Origin of the sequence: Neglectibacter timonensis (assembly GCF_900048895.1) — a bacterium.
In the GTDB taxonomy this organism is placed as follows: Bacteria; Bacillota; Clostridia; order Oscillospirales; family Acutalibacteraceae; genus Acutalibacter; species Acutalibacter timonensis.
The window spans coordinates 1,125,790-1,144,099 of record NZ_LT160640.1 but is presented as its reverse complement, the minus strand read 5'-3'; the positions used below and the strand labels follow the sequence as shown (position 1 = coordinate 1,144,099).

Below are 18,310 nucleotides of genomic sequence, written 5' to 3'. Positions count from 1 at the left end.
CTGAAAGAACGAAGGCTGAAGGCCAGTCACACAGAGGCCGTTCGCCTAATCCGAAAGGGGGTCCGGAATGGAGAAAAGAGAAAATTTCAGCAGGAAGCGGACGGCAATTCTTAACGCCCTGCAGGAAACCGACGTTCATCCCACCGCTGATTGGGTGTACGCTCAGCTCAAACCCCGTTATCCGAATCTGAGTCTCGGGACGGTCTACCGGAATTTAAAAAAATTCTGTGAGAACGGCAAGGCGGTCAGTGTGGGCGTGATCAACGGGCAGGAGCATTTTGACGGGAACGTCAAACCCCATGCGCATTTTGTGTGCAGGGAATGCGGCGCGGTGCTGGATGTTCACGAAACCTTTTTTGAAGAGAACGAGCTTGCCCGTATCTCGCAAAAATTTGGCCTTTCCGTGGAGGAGGCAGGCGTCATGTTCCGCGGTGTATGCGGGCAGTGCCATAAGAAAGGCTCGGCGGCCTGAGAATTTCCTTGGCGGCTGCCGAAAGTAGGCAGTCCCGGAGGGCCGGACAGCTTTCCCGTTACCCTTTTGCTTAAAAATTTAATATTTATAAAAAATGGAGGAATTTATCATGAAAAAATTTGTTTGCACGATTTGCGGCTATGTCTACGAAGGCGAAAAGGCCCCCGAAAAATGCCCTGTCTGCGGTGCTCCCGCTGAGAAGTTTACAGAGCAGAGCGGCGACATGTCCTGGGCTGCCGAGCATGTTGTAGGCGTGGCCAAGGGCTGCAGCCAGGAGATCATCGACGGCCTGCAGGCTAACTTTGCCGGCGAGTGCACTGAGGTTGGCATGTACCTGGCCATGGCTCGTGTGGCCCATCGTGAAGGCTATCCCGAAATCGGCCTGTACTGGGAGAAGGCCGCTTATGAAGAGGCTGAGCATGCAGCCAAGTTTGCCGAGCTGCTGGGCGAGGTTGTCACCGACAGCACCAAGAAGAACCTGGAGATGCGCGTGGAGGCCGAAAACGGCGCTACCGCAGGTAAGTTCGAGCTGGCCAAGCTGGCTAAGGCCCAGAACCTGGACGCCATCCATGACACCGTCCACGAGATGGCCCGCGACGAGGCCCGCCACGGCAAGGCGTTCGCCGGTCTGCTGAAGCGGTATTTCGGCAAGTAAGAACTGCGGAACAGTAGGATTTTTGAGAGGAAGCGGGAAACCGCTTCCTCCTTTTGTGTTAATTTATTGCTTGGCCTTGTACTCCTTTGATTCTCCTTGTGTTATGAAAACACTACACTTCTTTGTCCCATCGCGATTTATCGTCCACGAGACCGTAACACCAGAGGCCCATCACCGCAATCGTGTTCATTGTCTATTATTCCCGGGGAAAGTGGCTGCTGCGCTGCATCCAGCGAAGCGGCGATGTTTGCGAAGCAAACCCGCGGTTACTTCGGAGCAGAGCGGAGAAGTAACACGAGCGGCGCCTCGTCGGAGGGGACACCATTTTGCGAAGCAATAGTGTGGGATTCTTCTATCCCGCCTGACGGCGCTTTTCCCTCTCTGTTATAATTAAAAAACAGTAGAATAAATGTTGTTTGAAGCTTTTTTAACGTCCGAACTCAACTTCAAGGAAAATTATATGGAACATGGAGGATAAAATTATATGGGAATGAAAAGTTTTGGAGTGGGTATATCCGTTAAAAGTAACGTTGAAGCGGTAGAGTTTTACAAAAAGGTGTTTGGTTTGGAGACAGGCATTCTTGACTTGTTTCCTGAAGGGCATCCTTATTATGGCGCATATCAACACGCAGAATTGGTGAAAGACGGTAAAGTGGTTTTTTGTGTGCAGAGCTTAGAACATGAATTATATGATTTTGATGCAGAAAAACAAATCATAAATTTTGGCGTTTATTTTGATGACGAGTTTGAATTGCGAGAAGCATTTAACCAATTAAGTGAGGGTGGAATTGTAAAGGAACCATTTCATTCAGAACCATGGAGCCAATTATGTGCTACAGTAATCGACAAATATGGAATTAGTTGGTGGATTTCAATTTAATCAACAAAAATAAATTTTGGGGGATTGTCATTCGGGATGGAGAAATACTGGGTGGTCTAGAATCTTCTCCGTGGCAAGTGCTCCAGCCCATGCTTATCACCTGTTTCGGCGTGTGCGGCCTGCGGATTCTCTGGGTGGCGCGGCTGTGCCGTTCTGGCACACCATGGAGATGGTGGCCATGAATTATCCCATTACCTGGCCCGTCACGGCAAGGCCTTCGCTGGTCTGCTGAAGCGGTATTTCGGCAAGTAAGAACTGCGGAACAGTAGGATTTTTGAGAGGGAGCGGGAAACTGCTTCCTCTTTTTGTTTTCCCGGCTGCCGTTTCCGGTGTCCCGTTTCCCTGTTACGCCTATCTAAAATTGGCTAAAAGTGTCCCGTGCCAATGGTGTCCCCAAATTAGTTTGTAAGTGTCAATAAAACTTAAGATAGTCAAGAGGTGTATGGAGTGAAAGAAGATATTGGCAGGTTCGTTTGAAATGCGGCGTCCAATGCAAAGGAGATTCCCTTCGTATCGACAGCAGCTCCGGCAGTTTCTGCCCTGGGTTTTGGGATTAGTGCTGTGAACAATACATGTTTCCCAAAAACTCAGCCGCAGCCTGAGAAAACAGGGCGTACCCGGATTAGCGCAAGTACACCCCGTCGTTTGATGGTGGAATTCTGCAGGCAGGCCGCATGTCCTGCCTGCAGCCTGAACCTTTCGCGTTGGAGATGAGAGGGGGGCTCCCTCTCTGTTCCTTGACATTGCTCCGGACGAGGCCTATAATCAAAACGGGCTTTATGCCCATGAAAACAGCTGCATGGCGGCGAAAGGGAAATCCCCCAAACCATGTGGGAAAGGGTTGTAAAGCGGAAAGATGAAACAGATATCGATTTTGATCAAGCCGGCGTCCTCGCTGTGCAATATGCGCTGCAGCTACTGCTTTTACGCAGATGTGAGCAGCCTGCGCCAGGTACGCAGCTTCGGCGTGATGGAGCGGGAAACCGTGACCAGGATGCTCGGCAATGTCTACGCGGGAATGAGCCGGGGAGACGAAGTGACTTTTGCCTTTCAGGGCGGGGAGCCCACACTGGCAGGACTGCCCTATTTTGAGTTTTTTACTGAAGAAGCGGCCCGGCTGAGGCCTGCCGGGGTGGCTGTTCACTATGCCCTGCAGACCAATGGGCTGCTGCTGGATGAGGCGTTCTGCAGGTTCCTCAAGCAGCACGATTTCCTGGTGGGCCTGTCCCTGGACCTGTATGCAGAGCTTCATGACGCCAACCGGCTGGATTCCCAGGGGAAAGGCACATATTCCCGGGTGCTTGCCGCCAAGGAGCGGATGGATAAGCTGGGCGTACAGTACAATGTGCTGGCGGTGCTGACGGCGGAAATGGCGCGCCATGCCCGTGCGGCCTGGAAATTCCTGCGGGAGAAGAAAATACGGTTTGTGCAGTTTGTTCCCTGCCTTTCCGACCTGGAAGCGGAGCAGCGCGAAAAATCGGCCCTGACGCCCCGCCGGTTCGCCGGGTTCTATTCAGAGCTGTTCCCCCTGTGGCGGGAGGAATTCCTCCGGGGCAACTATGTGAGCGTTAAATTTTTCGACGACCTTTTCAACCTGCTGACCGGCCGGGGCGTGACGGCCTGCGGTTTCAACGGCTCCTGCAACGTGCAGTGTGTGGTGGAGGCGGACGGCGGCGTGTACCCCTGCGACTTCTATGTGCTGGATCGCTGGAGGCTGGGAAATCTGCGGGAGCAGCGGCTGACGGAGCTGCAGCAGCAGCCGCTTGCAAAGGTCTTTGTGAACCGTCCCCGTCCCGAAGAGGAGCTGTGCAGGGACTGTCCCTACCGCAGGCTCTGCGGCGGCGGATGCCGGCGGATGCACCGGGAAATGTATGTGGACGAGACAGGCGGGTTCTGCGGCTATCGGGAATTCCTGCGGCAAAAGGAACCGCAGCTGCTGGAGCTGGCAGCCTTATTGGGAAGAGGCTGAATGTTTTAAACAGGACAAATTCATTTTGTGGGCCGGGCGGGGATGCGGTGGAAAAAGCTGCGGTTTCCGTCCGGCCCCCCTTGAAACGGTCAAAACAGCATATTGCATAACCGCTGAACCAATCACAGCCGAAGGCAGGGCGCCGGATGGATTCAGCGGTTCCTTGAAAGGAAGGGAAACCTGTGAAAAAGAACGTGATTTTTATCCTGACGGACGACCAACGCTACAATACGATTCACGCCCTGGGAAATCCGGAGATTCATACTCCGAACCTGGATTGGCTGGCAGAAAACGGTACTGTGTTTGAACAGGCCCATATCCCCGGCGGTACCAACGGAGCGATCTGTATGCCCAGCCGGGCCATGCTCAATTCCGGCCGTTCCCTGTTTCATCTGGAAGCGGAGGGAGGAAACATCCCGGAGGGCGACGTCACCCTTGCAGAGGTCTTCCGCCGGGACGGATACGACTGCTACGGCACGGGCAAGTGGCACAACGGATGCCCTGCTTTTACCCGTGGGTTCACAGGCGGGGAAAACGTATTTTTCGGCGGGATGTGGGACCACTGGAACGTGCCGGTCAGCCACTACGACCCCACCGGGGAGTACGACAATGTGATCAATTTCGTGGCGGACTTTTTTCATACGGGGGAGACCATCCAGGTGCACTGCGATGAATTCCATCCTGGGGTGCATTCCACTGAACTGCTGACCAACACGGCGTTGGACTATCTGGAAAACCGGCCCCAGGACAGGCCCTTTTATTTGTACCTTGCCTATCTGGCTCCCCATGATCCCCGCACCATGCCCCAGCGCTTCAAGGAGCTTTACGACCCGGAAAAACTTACGCTGCCGGAAAACTTCATGGAACGGCATCCCTTTGAGGTGGGCGTGGAGGATATCCGGGACGAAATCCTTCTGCCCACGCCCCGGACGGAAGAGGCGGTGCGCAGGGAGCTTGCGGACTATTGTGCCATGATCTCCCATCTGGATTATGAGATTGGCAGGCTGCTCCAATCCCTGCGGGAGAAAAATCTGTTGGAGGATACTGTTTTGGTGTTCACCGGCGACAACGGCCTGGCTGTGGGATGCCATGGGATGCTGGGCAAGCAGAATCTCTACGACCATAGCGTGCGCGTGCCGCTGGTCTTCGCGGGCGCGGGGATTCCCAAAAACAAAAAGGTGGAAAATTATGTCTACTTGATGGATATTTATCCCACGCTTTGTGAGCTGACGGGGCATGAGGTTCCCGATACCGTGGAAGGGAAGAGCTTTGCGGCTATGTTCGGGGACGGCAGCGTCAAAACCAGGGAGACCCTGTATCTGGCCTACCGGGACCTGATGCGGGGCGTCAAGGACAGCCGCTATAAGCTGATCGAATACCGGGGGCCGGTAAGGCGGACACAGCTCTTTGACCTGAAGGAGGATCCGGCTGAGCTTCGGGACCTTTCCGCCTGCCCGGAGCAGCAGGAAAACCTTGCCCGGCTCCGCGCCCTGCTGGAGCGGTACCGGGACCAATGGGAGGATCTCCCCAGTGAAATTTCCCAAACCTTCTGGAGCAGGTACTAAGAGCCTTTGGGAAAATAGAAGTCCCCGATTTCTCCGGGCCAGCTGAAAGGCTGCCTCTGAGAAAAGAAAACAGCCTCCGGATGAATCCCGGAGGCTGTCATTTATAGTATTATGGATTTGCTTACCGGCTGTTGAGCTCCGCGTACTGCAGCAGGCCGCGGCAGAGATACAGCACCAGGAGGGAAAGCAGGACATTGCACAGCGCCATTCCCAGAAAGACACCGAGAAAGCCGGGCAGCGGCAGGAAGGTCATCAGGACGACGCCCAGGACAACGCCGGGAATCGCCAGTACCAGCAGGGAAAAGAAATAGAAGAAGAAAATCAGCACCTTGGAGCTGACGGTTCCGAACACCCGCTCCACCAGCACGTTTCCTGCGGTGAACAGCAGGGAGAAGGAAATGCGCGCCAGAATACAGAATACAGTGTCCAAGGGGGAGGCCCCGATGATAAAGGCCACCGGCACAAAGATGAGCACCGCCTCGATGGAATCGGCGATAAGGCCTTCCTTCAGGGAGTACAGAAGCTTCTTCAGGGGAGGTTCGGGGATCAGGTAGATGTAGGGCTTAATCAGCTCCCGGTTAAAGCGCCCCAGGGCTACGGAGAAGAGCTGCATGTAGGTGCCCATTGCGAACACGGCTATGATGGCGCCGTCCTCCGCCATCTTCATGAAGAAGGAAAAGGCAATGATAATCACGGCGAACAGCAGGGACATGTTGCTGATAAAGAACACGCCGGACCGGCGGTTTTCTACCTTGTGCTTGTAGTAAATAGCGCTGGCGCCCAGCCCCTTGCCCAGACCGATTTTTCCTACTTTCACATTTTTCGGAGAGGCCTCGGCGAGCTGTCCCTCCTTTTTGGCCGTGATTGCGGACTGGGCCAGCTCCGCAGTCTGCAGCACATCCTCATAATAATTGTTTTTGGATTTGGTGATCAGCAGGAGCAGGGCCGCAAAGGCGGCGAGGATCAGCACGGCGCACAGCGCCAGCTGAAGCCAGTTCCCGGTGAACAGGGCGCCCACAATACCGGAAATCCACCCGGAAACCGGAAACAGTAGGCCGGGCAGCGTGGAGAAAAAGGCGCTGCCTGCAGTCAGGGCGGGTTCATAATCCCCCTGGGAGAGCAGGGGCAGGGCGTCCCTGCAGGAGAAAGCCGCCAGGGCGATGTACACAGCCGCTGCACCGTAAACGCAGAGGCGTATGGCGCGTCCGGCGTTGTCCTTGCCGCTGGTGCGCACATACACCGCCATTGCGCAGAGCTGGGCGAAAAACAGGGTCAGGGCGTAGCCCACCACGATGAGCAGCAGGTGGCCGTAGCCCACCCCGTAAACGGAGTTGAGCCAGCCGTATTGAAACAGCAGGAAGAAGCCCAGCAGCAGCGAGACCCCCAGCTGACGGAACAGGCCGTAGAACAGAATCTTGTTGGGGCTTAAGGGAGAGGGGAACAGCAGCGTCACGTCGGACAGGGTGAACATGGGGGTGTTGCTGGAGCTTCCCGTGACGAACACCATCAGGAACATGATGGTGTAAAAGATGGTGAGGATGGCGCCCAGCTCTGAAATGCTGCGGAAATTGCCGCCCACCGTTTCGTTTTTGGCAAAGGCCACCAGGGCGAACATGGCGATGAGGAACACGCCGTAAAGCAGCTTGGCTGGACTTTTCAGCACGCCCTTCAGCTGGTTTTTCAACTTGACGGCGGTGAGGTAGACAAGGGGGCTTTTCATGAGTTACCGCCCTCCTGAGGGTCGGCCTTTCCCTCTGTGATTTCGAAAAACAGGTCCTCCAGGCTCTGGCCCTCGCTGCCGTCGTTGAGCTTGGTGGCGGCGAACCGGCCGTTCATCATGATGTTGGCCACATCCCAGTAATCCTCCACACTGTCGATCATATGGGTGCTGATGAGCACGGAGGCGCCGCCCGCCTTGAGCTCCCGGAAGATCTGCTTGAGCTCCTTGATGGCGTGGGGGTCCAGGCCCACCAGGGGCTCATCGAAGATGATCACCCGGGGTTTGTGGGCCAGGGCGCAGCAGATGGAAAGCTTTTGCTGCATGCCCTTGGAAAGCTCCTTGCCCAGCTTGTCTTTTTTATCCCACAGCTCCATCCGTTCCAGCAGCTCCCGGGTGTAGGCTTCGTCCTCCATGCGGTAGGCGCGGCGGATGAACTCCAGATGCTCCGATACGGTCAGCAGGTCGTACACGGCTGGCATTTCCGGAATATAGCCCAGCTGGCGCTTGGCCTCCTGGGAGGTGTTTTCAAAGCCGTTTACCTCAATGCGGCCGGTAAAGCGAAGCAGGCCGGTAATGCACTTGATAATGGTGGATTTTCCCGCGCCGTTGGGGCCCAGCAGGATGCCGATCTGCCCGTCTCCCACGGCAAAGCTGATGTTGTCGTTGGCCACCATCTTGCCGTATTTTTTAGTCACTCCACTGATGGAAAGCATGTTGGTTCTCCCTTCAAAATTGAATACTCTTCAAGCTGATTCCCCCGCGCTGGGGGGAATAGAAAAATTCTACCCTGCCGGACAGAAATCCGCAAGTTCCCGGCCTGATCCTTAAGAGAAATGTCAGATTTGGCCTGTGTGCCCCTGGGGGAAATATTCAGACAAGAGAGGCTGCGCAGAGGTCCGCCTTTTCAAAGGGATGCTCGGAGAGGAAGCGGACGTTCCGCCCGGATACCTCCAGGAATCCCTCCTCCCGCAGCCGTTTCAGTTCCCGCATCATGGCGCTGCGGTCGGAGCAGATGTAATCCGCCAGGGCGCTGAGGGAGAAGGGCAGGGTAAAGCTCAGGCTGTGCTCCTTGGCCGCGAAGATGCGGAAGCAGCACAGCAGCTTTTCCCGAATGGTGCGGCAGGAGAGCACCTCCACCCGCTCGCTGAGGGCGAAGGCCTTCCGAGAGATCAGGGAGAGCATGTTTTCGATGAGGATGCGGTGGCAGTCGCAGGCCTTCCCGCAGGTGGAGGTCAGCTTCTCCTGAGGGAGCAGCAGCACCTCGCAGGCGGTTTCGCACACCACGCTGACACTGTCGCAGGGCAGGGAGGCAAAGGCGATCAGTTCCCCGAAAACGCCGCCCTCCGACAGCCGTTCCAGTACAGTGCGTCCGCCCCCCGCGTCAATCTTTACCACGGCGGCAGTCCCTGTCAGGAGGATGCCCACCGTTTCGCCGCCTCCACCGTATGTATAGGCTGTTTCCCCAGGGCGAAAGCTTTTCAGGGGAGCGCGGAAGCATTCCATCATTCTCTGGCATTCTGTCTCCGGATTGCCGCTGAACAGGGGAAGCTTGGAGAATTCCTGCATCTCGATCATCCTTTCCTCATCGTAGTATTTGGGTATGGCGCTTGGGATTCAGAACAGCGGGCATGGAAATGGACAAAGCCGCAGGTGATTCGCCCGGGGTTTTGTACAGAATGGAAAAAATGAAAAAAATCGAAAAACTGTTGCAGCTGCAACAAGATTACCGTATAATTGTATGATAGTATAAGAAAAAGAAAATGTAAAGTAAGAAGTCCATATGGATGAGTCAAAAAATTGTGAAAGGATGAGCTTCCATGGAACTGAAGAAAGGGATTACCTGGTGTGGGATTTTAGACCGCGATCTGCGCGTGTTCGATATTATTATGGAGACGGAATTTGGTACCACCTACAATTCCTATGTGGTAAAGGGGAGTGAAAAGACTGCCCTCATCGAAACCGCAAAGGAAAAGTTTTTCGATGAATACCTGCAGAAGGTGCAGGCTGTCACAGACGTTCAGAAGATCGACTACCTTGTGGTGGATCACACTGAGCCGGACCATGCGGGCAGCGCCGCCAAACTGCTGGAGCTGAACCCGGAGATCGAAGTGGTGGGCACGGTGAGCGCTGTCAATTTCCTGGGGCAGATCATGAACAAACCGTTTAAGTCCCGCACGGTAAAGGAGGGGGACAGCATCTCCCTGGGGGACAAGACCCTGCAGTTCCTGATTCAGCCCAACCTCCACTGGCCGGATACCATGTATACCTATATTCCCGAAGACAAGACCCTTTTCACCTGTGATTCCTTCGGCGCCCACTATTGCTGTGAGGGAATTTTCCGCAGCAGGGTGGAGGACGAAGCAGGCTACCTGCGGGCGGCCAAATACTATTTCGACAACATTCTCGGCCCCTTCAAGCCTTTTATGAACAAGGCGCTGGACAGGGTGGAGAAGATGGATGTGGAGATGATCTGCACCGGCCACGGCCCTGTGTTGGACACAGGCCTGAAAGAATTTTTCAGCACTTACCGGGAATGGAGCAGAACCGACAACCCCAACCAGAATAAAACGGTGATTCTGGCCTATGTGAGCGCCTACGGCTATACGAAGGATATGGCGGAAAAAATCGCTGAGGGCATCCGCAGCGAGGGTGTGGACGCAAGGCTCTACAATCTGGTGGAGGATGGCTGCGAAAAGCTGCCGCAGGAGCTGCTTTTCGCGGACGGAATCCTGTTGGGGTCGCCCACCATTTTGGGGGACGCCCTGAAACCCATCTATGATTTGGCTTCTACCATGCTCCCCACCATCCACGGCGGGAAGAAAGCGGCTGCTTTCGGTTCCTATGGCTGGACGGGCGAGGCGGTGCCCAATCTGACCCAGCGCCTGCAGCAGCTGAAGATGAAGGTCTCCGAAGGCCTGCGGCTGCGCTTCAAGCCCAGCGAGGCGGAGCAGGAGCAGTGCCGCGCCTTCGGCATAGAATTTGCCAAGACCGTTTTGGGAAAGTGAGCCCGGCTTAGTTCCAGGTGAATTTTTCGGGCGCGGCTGGAATATCCGGCGGTTAATTGCAAATACTGTTTCTGAAAACTTTGAAAGGATCGGTGAATGCAATGCCAGATTGCAGCAAGCTGGACCAGAGCGCCCAGGCATACTTTAATTCCCTTCCCACTGTGTTTCAGGAGCAGATCATGCAAAGCGGCGTGGAGGTGACCTCGAAAGAGGACCTGGAGCGTGTCTACCAGAATCTTCTGGAAAAAGGAAAGAACTGCTGAGCTTCCAAATAAAAAGGCTGCCGCAAACGGAGAACTTTCCGCTTGCGGCAGTGCTGTTTCAGACGCTGTACGTTCCTGGTCTATCGTTTTTTTCCGATATCTGGCATTTAAAATTCCGCGTCCATGAAAGCTTTCAGCAGGCGCACGGTACTGGAAATATCCTCTAGGCTGGCGATGCAGTGGGGGCCGTGGGTGTAGCGGGTGGGGACGGAGAAGCCGATGGTTTTTACACCGTCTCCGGAAAGGTTGATGGGGGCGGCGTCGGTGCCGCCTACATAGATGCAGTCCTTCTGATAGGGGATTCCACGTTCCCTGCACAGGCCCGCCGCAGTGCCCACCAGCCCTTCATCGCTGATGGAGTAGTTGTCGGAAATCTTAATGGCGACGCCCTTCCCCAGGGCGTTGCTGCCCTCCAGGTCCCCGGGACGGTCATGGGCCGGAGTCACATCCACCGCAACGCCCACGTCGGGCCTCACCTGATGAGCCACAACGCCGCCGCCCCGTGTACCCACCTCCTCCTGCACTGTAAAGGCCAGGTAGACGTCATTTTTGGGGGCTTCCAGTTCCATCAGCGCCTGCATCTGCATATAGCAGCCCACCCGGTCGTCAATGGCTTTGGCGGTCACACAGCTGCCGGCAAGCTCCAGGTAATCCCCCAGGAACACCGCCACATCACCGATCTCCACCAGCTGCTCCGCCTCCTGCTTGGTGGACACGCCGAGATCCACAAATAGGTTGACCATCTGGTTTTCCACCTTTTCAGGGCGAACCCGGGAGGAAACCACGCCCGCGACGCCATTGCGGAACATCACCCGGGACTGATAGGTGGTATAGATCCAGCAGGAGCCCAGCCCCTTTACCATCAGGGTGCCGTCGTCGTTGATCTTGATCACCTGCAGGCCGATCTCATCCATATGGGCGCAGAACAGCAGCTTCTTTGCGCTGGGGGAAGTCCCCTTTTTGAAAACGATCAGGTTTCCGTTGGCGTCGATCCACTGCCTGTCCCCATAGGGATCCATCCTCTCAGCGATGAAGGAAGACACCTGCCTTTCATAGCCGCTGACGCCGTGCAGCTGGGTCAGTTCCTCAAAGAGTTTCCAATTCATACGAAGCAACAACTTCCTTTCTGATTTTGACCTCCTGTGTGAACAGGTTGATTTCTTCTATTCCGGCACATTCCTCCCCAAAAAAGGTGAAATGTACAGCCCATGGCATGAGGGTTTTGATCCGTTCAAAATCAGCATGCCCGAAGCCAGGGTCGTAAGCGTTCAGGAGAGTGCTCAGCGCCGTGCCGTGGGTTCCCACGGCAACAGAAGCATCCGGGCATTCCCGCAGCACCCGGCGCAGCGCCCTGAGATTCCGCGCCTGCACCTCCCGCAGGCACTCCCCGCCGGAGAGCCTGTAGCTGAAGTCCTCCCATTGCCGGCGGGAGAACGCGGTAAAATCCTCAATCCAGCCACTGTCCACCCGGCGCTCACGGAAATCGTCCAAAATGCGAATGGGCAGCCCCCGGAGGGCCGCAAATTCCCCCAGGGTATCCACAGCTCTTCGGAAGGGACTGGAATAGACAGCCGAAATGTTTTTATCCAGCAGGAATTCCGTCACCAGGGCGCAGTCCTTCCTGCCCTTGGGGGAGAGCTCCCGTTCGCTGTCCTTGTGGTTTTCAAAGTTTGGCTGGGCGTGCCGGATAAAATAAAGCTGTGTCACAGGGACGGTCCCTCCCAATTCCAGAGCCCCAGCATCCCCTTGGCCGGGAAGGGCTGGGGGAGCACCTCAATGTCCTCCAAAAACCAGGCGTAGCGGCCGGGCGCATAGATGCCGCACAGCCGTTCCACAGGCTCCAGTTCCATCTGTTCTAAAAAAGGGCCGTCCATCACGCGGCAGTCTGTGAGGACGCACCGGCATGCCACTAGGCCGCAGCGCAGGGGCTCCTCCGGAATCAGCCGCAGCAGCTCCGCGGTCTGCGGGTCGTTCCTGTTTACCGGCGACGCGCTGGCGTGCAGGTACAGGGGGCCGCGGTAGTTTGTCTTCCAGCTCCGCGTTTCTATTTTCTTTTTCCCCGCGGCAATCAGGGCCAGCCAGGGCTCCTTCAGCGTGAGCGCTTTCATGGTTTTCCCACCAGCTTCCGGAGATCCGCGATCAAAGCGTCCACGTTTTCTTCTTTGGTGGCCCAACTGGTGCAGATACGCACGGCGGTGTGGGTTTCATCCACTTTTTCCCAGAAGGAAAACACATAGGTTTCCTCCAGCTGCCGGAGAAGCTCATCGGGAAAAACAAAGAATTGCTGGTTGGTGGGGGAGGGGACATATTCCGGAAGTCCCGCCTCCCGGCAGGCGTCGGCAATGCGGTAGGCCTGTTCGTCAGCTTTTCCGCAGATTTCCGTATAGAGGCCGCCGGTGAACAGGGCCAGGAACTGCAGCCCCAAAAGCCTGCCCTTCGCCAGCATGCCGCCGTTCTGCTTGATGGCGTAGCGGAAATCCGCGTTTAACTCCGGGTTTGGAAGGACCACCGCCTCCCCGAAGAGCGCGCCGCATTTGGTGCCGCCGATGGTGAAGGCGTCGCAGAGGCGCGCCAGGTCCGGAAGGGACACGTCTGTGTCTCTGGAAGAAAGCCCGTAAGCCATGCGCGCACCGTCAGCAAAGAGGTAGAGGCCGTATTCCCGGCAGACGCGGTACAGGGCTTCCAATTCTGCAAGGGTATAAAGGGCTCCGTTTTCCGTGGGGTGGGAGATGTAAACCAGCTTCGGCTGCACGGTGTGCTCCGGCGGCATGCCGCCCCGGAAATGCTCCTGGCAGAGGCTTTCCACCTGGGAAGCGGAAATTTTGCCGGTCCGCCCGCAGGGCAGGGCCAGCACCTTGTGTCCCGTGGCTTCCACCGCTCCGGTCTCATGGACGTTGATGTGGCCGGTCTCCGGGGAAATTACGCCCTGATGAGGGCGCAGCGCTGTGCGGATCACGGTGAAATTGGCCTGCGTGCCGCCCACCAGGAAGTGGACGCCGGCCTCCGGCGTCCGGCAGGCCTCCCGGATGAGTTCCCGGGCCTTGCCGCAGAACTCGTCCTCCCCATAGCCCACGGACTGTGTCAGATTGGTGGCGCAGAGCTGTTCCAGAATCCGGGGATGTGCTCCCTCGGTGTAATCGCAGTTAAAGTAGATCATTCGCACAGGTTCCTTTCTATGGATCAAATTGCAGGGCACGAAGCCATTTTATCACAGTCCGGAGGGAAAGTAAATTCAGGGAAAACAGGGAATTTCCCGCCGATATTTTGGGCCAGGGGTCGAATGTACCACATTCTAAGGTGCATCTGCATTTTTTCGCCGGTTCCGTGTTGACAAAGGCGGTTCGGTAGTGTATAATTCGTAATGCTGTAAAGAAAATAACTTTACACACTTGCGAAAAATGGGGCAGACCGTGTTTCCGGAGGGAACGGGTATGGCAAAGGATTTAAAAATTACCTTTTTGTTGGATTTTTACGGCGACATGCTTACCGAAAAGCAGCGCGAGGTGGTGGAGGCCTATTACAACGAGGACCTCTCCCTGGCGGAAATTGCCGAGGACCGGGACATCACCCGGCAGGGCGTGCGGGACGCGATTAAGCGGGCCGAGCAGCAGCTGATGGAGATGGAGGACCGTTTGGGCCTGGCAAAGCGCTTCAAGGAAGTGCAGGATGCGCTCACCGTGATCTGCGACTGTGCGGTGAGTATCCAGGAGAGAAACAGCGCCCGGGACGACGATCCGGAAATCCGGGAAAATGTGGCGAGGATCCTGGAACGCGCAAAAGAGATTGCGATAGACGAGTAAGAAGGTTCAGAAGCGCCGTAAGGGAAAGGCCGTATGCCTTTTCCTGCGGCAGGTCAGATTTGGGGGAGGCGGCACAATGGCGTTTGAAGGCTTGGCGGAAAAGCTCAGCAATTCATTTAAAAAACTGAAGAGCAAGGGAAAGCTCAGCGATGCCGACGTCAAGGAGGCCATGCGCGAGGTCCGTCTGGCCCTGCTGGAAGCGGACGTCAACTACAAGGTGGCCAAGGAATTTACCAATAAGGTCACGGAACGGGCCGTCGGTTCGGAGGTCATGGAAAGCCTGACTCCGGGACAGATGGTAGTGAAGATTGTCAACGAGGAGCTTACCGGGCTCATGGGCGGCAGCGAGGAGCGCCTGAAGATGCCCGCCCATCCGCCGGCCGTCATCATGATGTGCGGCCTGCAGGGCGCGGGTAAAACCACCCACGCGGCAAAACTTGCCTACCAGCTGAAGAGCCAGGGGCACAGGCCGCTGCTGGTGGCGGGGGATATCTACCGCCCTGCGGCCATCAAACAGCTGCAGGTGGTGGCGGAAAAGGCCGGGGCGCCGGTCTTTGAAAAGGGAACCCAGGATCCCGTGATCACCGCACGGGAGGCGGTCAAACACGCCAGGGACTATGGCAACGACTATGTGATTATCGATACGGCAGGCCGCCTGCAGATCGACGAACCCCTCATGGAGGAGCTGCGCAGGATCAAGGCCGAGGTGGAGCCCACGGACATCCTGCTTGTGGTGGACGCCATGACCGGCCAGGAGGCTGTCAATGTGGCGAAGACCTTTGACGAGCTGCTGGATATCACCGGCGTCATCCTCACCAAGCTGGACGGCGACACCCGGGGCGGCGCCGCGCTTTCCGTCAAGGCTGTGACGGGAAAGCCCATCAAGTTTGCCGGTACAGGGGAAAAACTCTCCGACCTGGAAGTGTTTCATCCGGACCGCATGGCCAGCCGGATTTTGGGCATGGGAGACGTGCTTTCCCTCATTGAGGACGCCCAGCTGAAGCTGGACGAGAAAGCCGCGGCGAAAACGGCGGAACGGCTGATGAACAACAAGCTGGACCTCAACGACATGCTGGAGCAGTTTAACCAGGTGCGGAAGATGGGACCCATCAAGGGCATTCTCTCGAAGCTGCCGGGAATCGGCAACAAGGTGGATGACATGGAGATCGACGACAGGGTTCTGGATCGCAATGCGGCCATCATCCTTTCGATGACCAAGTATGAGCGTTCCCATCCGGACGTGCTGGACGCTTCCCGCAAGCGGCGGATTGCCGCGGGCTGCGGCATGAAGGTGGAGGACGTAAACCGCCTGCTCAATCAGTTCAAGCAGACACAGAAGCTGATGAAGCAGTTCGGCGGCAAGGGGAAGCGGCGGCGCATGCCTATGAACCTGCCTTTCTAAAACCAGGGATATAAGCCCGGCCCAGCCGGGACTGTACTATATCATAATAAAATTTATTTGATTTGAAAATTGGAGGACAAAGACATGGCAGTAAAAATCAGACTGAGAAGAATGGGCGCTAAGAAATCTCCCTTCTACCGCATTGTAGTTGCGGATTCCCGCTTCCCCCGCGACGGCCGTTTCATCGAGGAAATCGGCTACTACAATCCTATGGAAGAGCCCAGCGTGGTGAAGGTTGACCCGGAAAAGGCCAAGAAGTGGATGGCTAACGGCGCACAGCCCACCGACACGGTGAAGGCGCTTTTCAAAAAGCACGGCGTGATCTGAGACCGGCCTCTTTGACGGCGCCCTGTGCGCAGTGGGTTTTGAAAGGAGAAAGCAAATGCAGGAGCTACTGAAAGCAATTGCCTCAGGTCTTGTGGAAAAGCCTGAAGAGGTGGTTGTCACCAGTGAAGAGGAGAACGGCACCACTGTTTACCATCTTCATGTGGCGGAAGACGATATGGGAAGGGTCATCGGCAAGCAGGGCCGGATTGCAAAGGCGATTCGGGTTGTAATGCGTGCGGCCGCTACCCGCAACGACCAGAAGGTCATGGTTGAAATAGACTGAACAAAGAGGGCGCAAGCCCTTTTTTGTTTGCCTGCGGCTGGAAAAAAGGGAGGAAATGACGGCTATGGCGGTAAAAAGGTTTCTGGAAACCGGAAAAATTGTGGGAACCCACGGGGTGCGCGGCGAAGTGCGGGTGGATCCCTGGAGCGATTCCCCGGAGTTTGTGAAGCGGCTGAAGCATCTCTACTTTGACGAGGGAAAGGTCCCGGTGTCCCTGGAGTCATCCCGGGTACACAAAAACCAGGTGCTGCTGAAGCTCAAAGGCGTGGATACGGTGGAGCAGGCGGACGCCCTGCGGGGCAAGGTGCTGTGGCTGGACCGGGAGGAGGTGCAGCTGCCGGAGGGAACGGTGTTCCAGCAGGACCTGATCGGCCTGAGGGCAGTGGACGGCAGCACCGGCACGGAGTACGGCACGCTGGAAGAGGTGCTTCCCACCGGGGCCAACGACGTCTATCTGATCCGCGGGGCAGGAGGGAAGGAATACCTGTTCCCGGCGGTGGCCCATATGATTCAGAAGATAGATACGGAGCGGGGCGTCATCGAGCTTCTGCCCATTCCCGGCATTTTCGACAATGAGGGGGAAAATGCATAATGCGTATTGACATTGTGACGCTGTTCCCGGAGATGTTCGGACCTGTGCTGGAGGAAAGCATCGTGGGAAAGGCGCGGAAGAAAGGGTACCTGCAGATCTGCTGCCACCAGCTCCGGGATTTTTCCAGCGATCCCCGGCGCCGGGTGGACGATACGGTGTTCGGCGGGGGCAAGGGCATGCTGCTGGCGGCGGAGCCTTTTGCCAGGTGTATTGACGAACTTTCAGAACATTTGGGAAAAAGGCCGCATATAATTACTATGTCTCCCCGGGGGAAAGTGCTCACTCAGGAGCACGCAAGGGAGCTTTCCCGGAAGGAGGGGCTGGTGATCCTCTGCGGTCACTATGAGGGGATCGATGAGAGGCTGCTGCAGGAATACGGGGCGGAGGAGGTCTCCATCGGGGATTATGTGCTGACAGGGGGCGAGCTGCCCGCCATGATTCTGGCGGACGCCGTAAGCCGTATGCTGCCCGGCGTGCTGTCGGAAGAGGCATGCTTTACGGAGGAAAGCCATTTTTCAGGGCTGCTGGAGTACCCCCAGTACACCAGGCCCGAAGTATGGCGGGGCAGGGCCGTGCCCCAGGTGCTGCTCAGCGGGCACCATGAGAATATCCGGAAATGGCGCCGGAGGGAATCCCTCCGGGTGACGGGGAAGAACAGGCCGGACCTGCTGTCAGCCTTTCCTCTGAACGCGGAGGACAGGAAACTGCTGCAGGAATGAACTGGAAAATTGCGGAAGGATGAGGGCGGTGAATATTTTTTGAAAGACTGCCAATGCTTACCATGCGCGCAATTTATACATGATATGGGGGAGCACTTGCGAATCAAACGGCAATTTTGGCAAAAAGTTTTCAACATGCCAAGCAAAGTGCACAAACGCGCCTGCTGAAAAAATTCGGCGTCTGTTCAGTAATCCAAAATTAGGATTATGCGGTTGACGCGGCCCAGAAATATGATATAATTACCTTAAATTCCAAATGCTTTTCATTTGTTTGACGTAATTTTTAGTTTGAAATCAGTCCTTTTATAAATTTGTAGGAGAGTGAATGTTCATGTGCGCTAAGGAAGTATTGGTCCAGAATCAGGTTGGTCTCCATGCACGTCCCGCGACGTTTTTTATCCAGAAGGCTAACGAGTTCAAGTCTTCCATCTGGGTCGAGAAAGAGGAGAGAAGGGTAAACGCGAAAAGCTTGCTGGGCGTTTTGTCTCTCGGTATCGTTGGCGGCGTGACGATTCGCATCATCGCAGACGGAGCCGACGAGGAACAGGCTGTAGACAGTCTGGTGGCGTTGGTCAATTCCGGCTTTGCAGAGTAAGTTAACAGGAAAGACAGGCATGGTAAGCACCGCGTTACGCGGTGCTTTTTTTGCAGCAGAAGG

At 56.0% G+C, this 18,310-nt stretch carries 22 protein-coding genes; 15 read left to right on the top strand and 7 right to left on the bottom strand.

Features of this window, described 5'->3' with window-relative positions:
* Window positions 1-67: 67 nt before the first annotated feature.
* The 6 genes from BN3911_RS14410 to BN3911_RS14390 all read left to right on the top strand — a co-directional run bounded on the left by BN3911_RS14410 (window position 68) and on the right by BN3911_RS14390 (window position 5,541).
* The gene (locus BN3911_RS14410) at window positions 68-472 is read left to right on the top strand and encodes a Fur family transcriptional regulator (RefSeq protein WP_066866831.1); all 405 of its coding nucleotides are present in this window, start codon (window positions 68-70) and stop codon (window positions 470-472) included.
* Window positions 473-581: 109 nt separating this feature from the next.
* On the top strand, window positions 582-1,127 hold the full coding sequence (locus BN3911_RS14405; RefSeq protein ID WP_066866829.1) for an NADH peroxidase: 546 nt from the start codon (window positions 582-584) through the stop codon (window positions 1,125-1,127).
* 484 nt (window positions 1,128-1,611) lie between these two features.
* Window positions 1,612-2,007 (top strand): VOC family protein, encoded by a 396-nt coding sequence (locus tag BN3911_RS14400; RefSeq protein ID WP_066866827.1) that lies wholly within the window; start codon window positions 1,612-1,614, stop codon window positions 2,005-2,007.
* A 70-nt stretch (window positions 2,008-2,077) separates the two neighbouring features.
* Window positions 2,078-2,239 (top strand): hypothetical protein, encoded by a 162-nt coding sequence (locus tag BN3911_RS17275; RefSeq protein WP_154669710.1) that lies wholly within the window; start codon window positions 2,078-2,080, stop codon window positions 2,237-2,239.
* 624 nt (window positions 2,240-2,863) lie between these two features.
* Complete coding sequence (locus BN3911_RS14395; RefSeq protein ID WP_066866825.1) at window positions 2,864-3,976, top strand: radical SAM/SPASM domain-containing protein; 1,113 nt, start codon at window positions 2,864-2,866, stop codon at window positions 3,974-3,976.
* Window positions 3,977-4,158: 182 nt separating this feature from the next.
* Complete coding sequence (locus tag BN3911_RS14390; protein ID WP_066866823.1) at window positions 4,159-5,541, top strand: sulfatase family protein; 1,383 nt, start codon at window positions 4,159-4,161, stop codon at window positions 5,539-5,541.
* A gap of 121 nt (window positions 5,542-5,662) precedes the next feature.
* Here BN3911_RS14390 and BN3911_RS14385 read toward each other — a convergent pair whose 3' ends face one another.
* The 3 genes from BN3911_RS14385 to BN3911_RS14375 form a co-directional block, all read right to left on the bottom strand.
* Window positions 5,663-7,261 (bottom strand): putative ABC exporter domain-containing protein, encoded by a 1,599-nt coding sequence (locus BN3911_RS14385; RefSeq protein ID WP_066866821.1) that lies wholly within the window; start codon window positions 7,259-7,261, stop codon window positions 5,663-5,665.
* On the bottom strand, window positions 7,258-7,974 hold the full coding sequence (locus BN3911_RS14380) for an ABC transporter ATP-binding protein (RefSeq protein WP_066866819.1): 717 nt from the start codon (window positions 7,972-7,974) through the stop codon (window positions 7,258-7,260). The genes BN3911_RS14385 and BN3911_RS14380 overlap by 4 nt, the downstream gene beginning before the upstream one ends.
* Window positions 7,975-8,131: 157 nt before the next feature.
* On the bottom strand, window positions 8,132-8,836 hold the full coding sequence (locus BN3911_RS14375; RefSeq protein WP_082942302.1) for a Crp/Fnr family transcriptional regulator: 705 nt from the start codon (window positions 8,834-8,836) through the stop codon (window positions 8,132-8,134).
* A gap of 242 nt (window positions 8,837-9,078) precedes the next feature.
* On the opposite strand from BN3911_RS14375, the gene BN3911_RS14370 reads away from it, so the two are divergent.
* Complete coding sequence (locus BN3911_RS14370; RefSeq protein ID WP_066866812.1) at window positions 9,079-10,266, top strand: FprA family A-type flavoprotein; 1,188 nt, start codon at window positions 9,079-9,081, stop codon at window positions 10,264-10,266.
* A 101-nt stretch (window positions 10,267-10,367) separates the two neighbouring features.
* Window positions 10,368-10,529, top strand: a complete 162-nt coding sequence (locus tag BN3911_RS17270) for a hypothetical protein (protein WP_154669709.1) — start codon at window positions 10,368-10,370, stop codon at window positions 10,527-10,529.
* Window positions 10,530-10,636: 107 nt separating this feature from the next.
* Here BN3911_RS17270 and BN3911_RS14365 read toward each other — a convergent pair whose 3' ends face one another.
* From BN3911_RS14365 to BN3911_RS14350, 4 genes are read right to left on the bottom strand one after another with little or no spacing between them, the layout of a single operon-like run.
* On the bottom strand, window positions 10,637-11,635 hold the full coding sequence (locus BN3911_RS14365; RefSeq protein WP_066866810.1) for a M42 family metallopeptidase: 999 nt from the start codon (window positions 11,633-11,635) through the stop codon (window positions 10,637-10,639).
* On the bottom strand, window positions 11,616-12,236 hold the full coding sequence (locus BN3911_RS14360) for a histidine phosphatase family protein (protein ID WP_066866808.1): 621 nt from the start codon (window positions 12,234-12,236) through the stop codon (window positions 11,616-11,618). The genes BN3911_RS14365 and BN3911_RS14360 overlap by 20 nt, the downstream gene beginning before the upstream one ends.
* On the bottom strand, window positions 12,233-12,637 hold the full coding sequence (locus BN3911_RS14355; RefSeq protein WP_066866806.1) for an ASCH domain-containing protein: 405 nt from the start codon (window positions 12,635-12,637) through the stop codon (window positions 12,233-12,235). The genes BN3911_RS14360 and BN3911_RS14355 overlap by 4 nt, the downstream gene beginning before the upstream one ends.
* The gene (locus BN3911_RS14350; RefSeq protein WP_066866804.1) at window positions 12,634-13,686 is read right to left on the bottom strand and encodes a threonine aldolase family protein; all 1,053 of its coding nucleotides are present in this window, start codon (window positions 13,684-13,686) and stop codon (window positions 12,634-12,636) included. The genes BN3911_RS14355 and BN3911_RS14350 overlap by 4 nt, the downstream gene beginning before the upstream one ends.
* A 274-nt stretch (window positions 13,687-13,960) precedes the next feature.
* On the opposite strand from BN3911_RS14350, the gene ylxM reads away from it, so the two are divergent.
* From ylxM to BN3911_RS14315, 7 genes are all read left to right on the top strand, one after another.
* Entirely contained in the window at window positions 13,961-14,329 is a 369-nt protein-coding gene (ylxM, locus tag BN3911_RS14345) for a YlxM family DNA-binding protein (RefSeq protein WP_066867973.1), read from the top strand.
* A 76-nt stretch (window positions 14,330-14,405) separates the two neighbouring features.
* Complete coding sequence (gene ffh / locus BN3911_RS14340) at window positions 14,406-15,731, top strand: signal recognition particle protein (RefSeq protein ID WP_066866803.1); 1,326 nt, start codon at window positions 14,406-14,408, stop codon at window positions 15,729-15,731.
* A gap of 84 nt (window positions 15,732-15,815) precedes the next feature.
* Window positions 15,816-16,058: a 30S ribosomal protein S16 gene (gene rpsP, locus BN3911_RS14335; RefSeq protein WP_066866801.1), complete on the top strand. Its 243-nt coding sequence runs from the start codon at window positions 15,816-15,818 to the stop codon at window positions 16,056-16,058.
* A 55-nt stretch (window positions 16,059-16,113) separates the two neighbouring features.
* A complete protein-coding gene (locus BN3911_RS14330) occupies window positions 16,114-16,341 on the top strand; it encodes a KH domain-containing protein (protein WP_066866799.1) in 228 nt (75 codons plus the stop codon).
* Window positions 16,342-16,405: 64 nt separating this feature from the next.
* Entirely contained in the window at window positions 16,406-16,933 is a 528-nt protein-coding gene (gene rimM / locus BN3911_RS14325; protein WP_066866797.1) for a ribosome maturation factor RimM, read from the top strand.
* Entirely contained in the window at window positions 16,933-17,652 is a 720-nt protein-coding gene (gene trmD / locus BN3911_RS14320; protein ID WP_066866796.1) for a tRNA (guanosine(37)-N1)-methyltransferase TrmD, read from the top strand. The genes rimM and trmD overlap by 1 nt, the downstream gene beginning before the upstream one ends.
* A gap of 331 nt (window positions 17,653-17,983) precedes the next feature.
* A complete protein-coding gene (locus tag BN3911_RS14315) occupies window positions 17,984-18,247 on the top strand; it encodes an HPr family phosphocarrier protein (protein WP_066866795.1) in 264 nt (87 codons plus the stop codon).
* The last annotated feature ends 63 nt before the right edge of the window (window positions 18,248-18,310 follow it).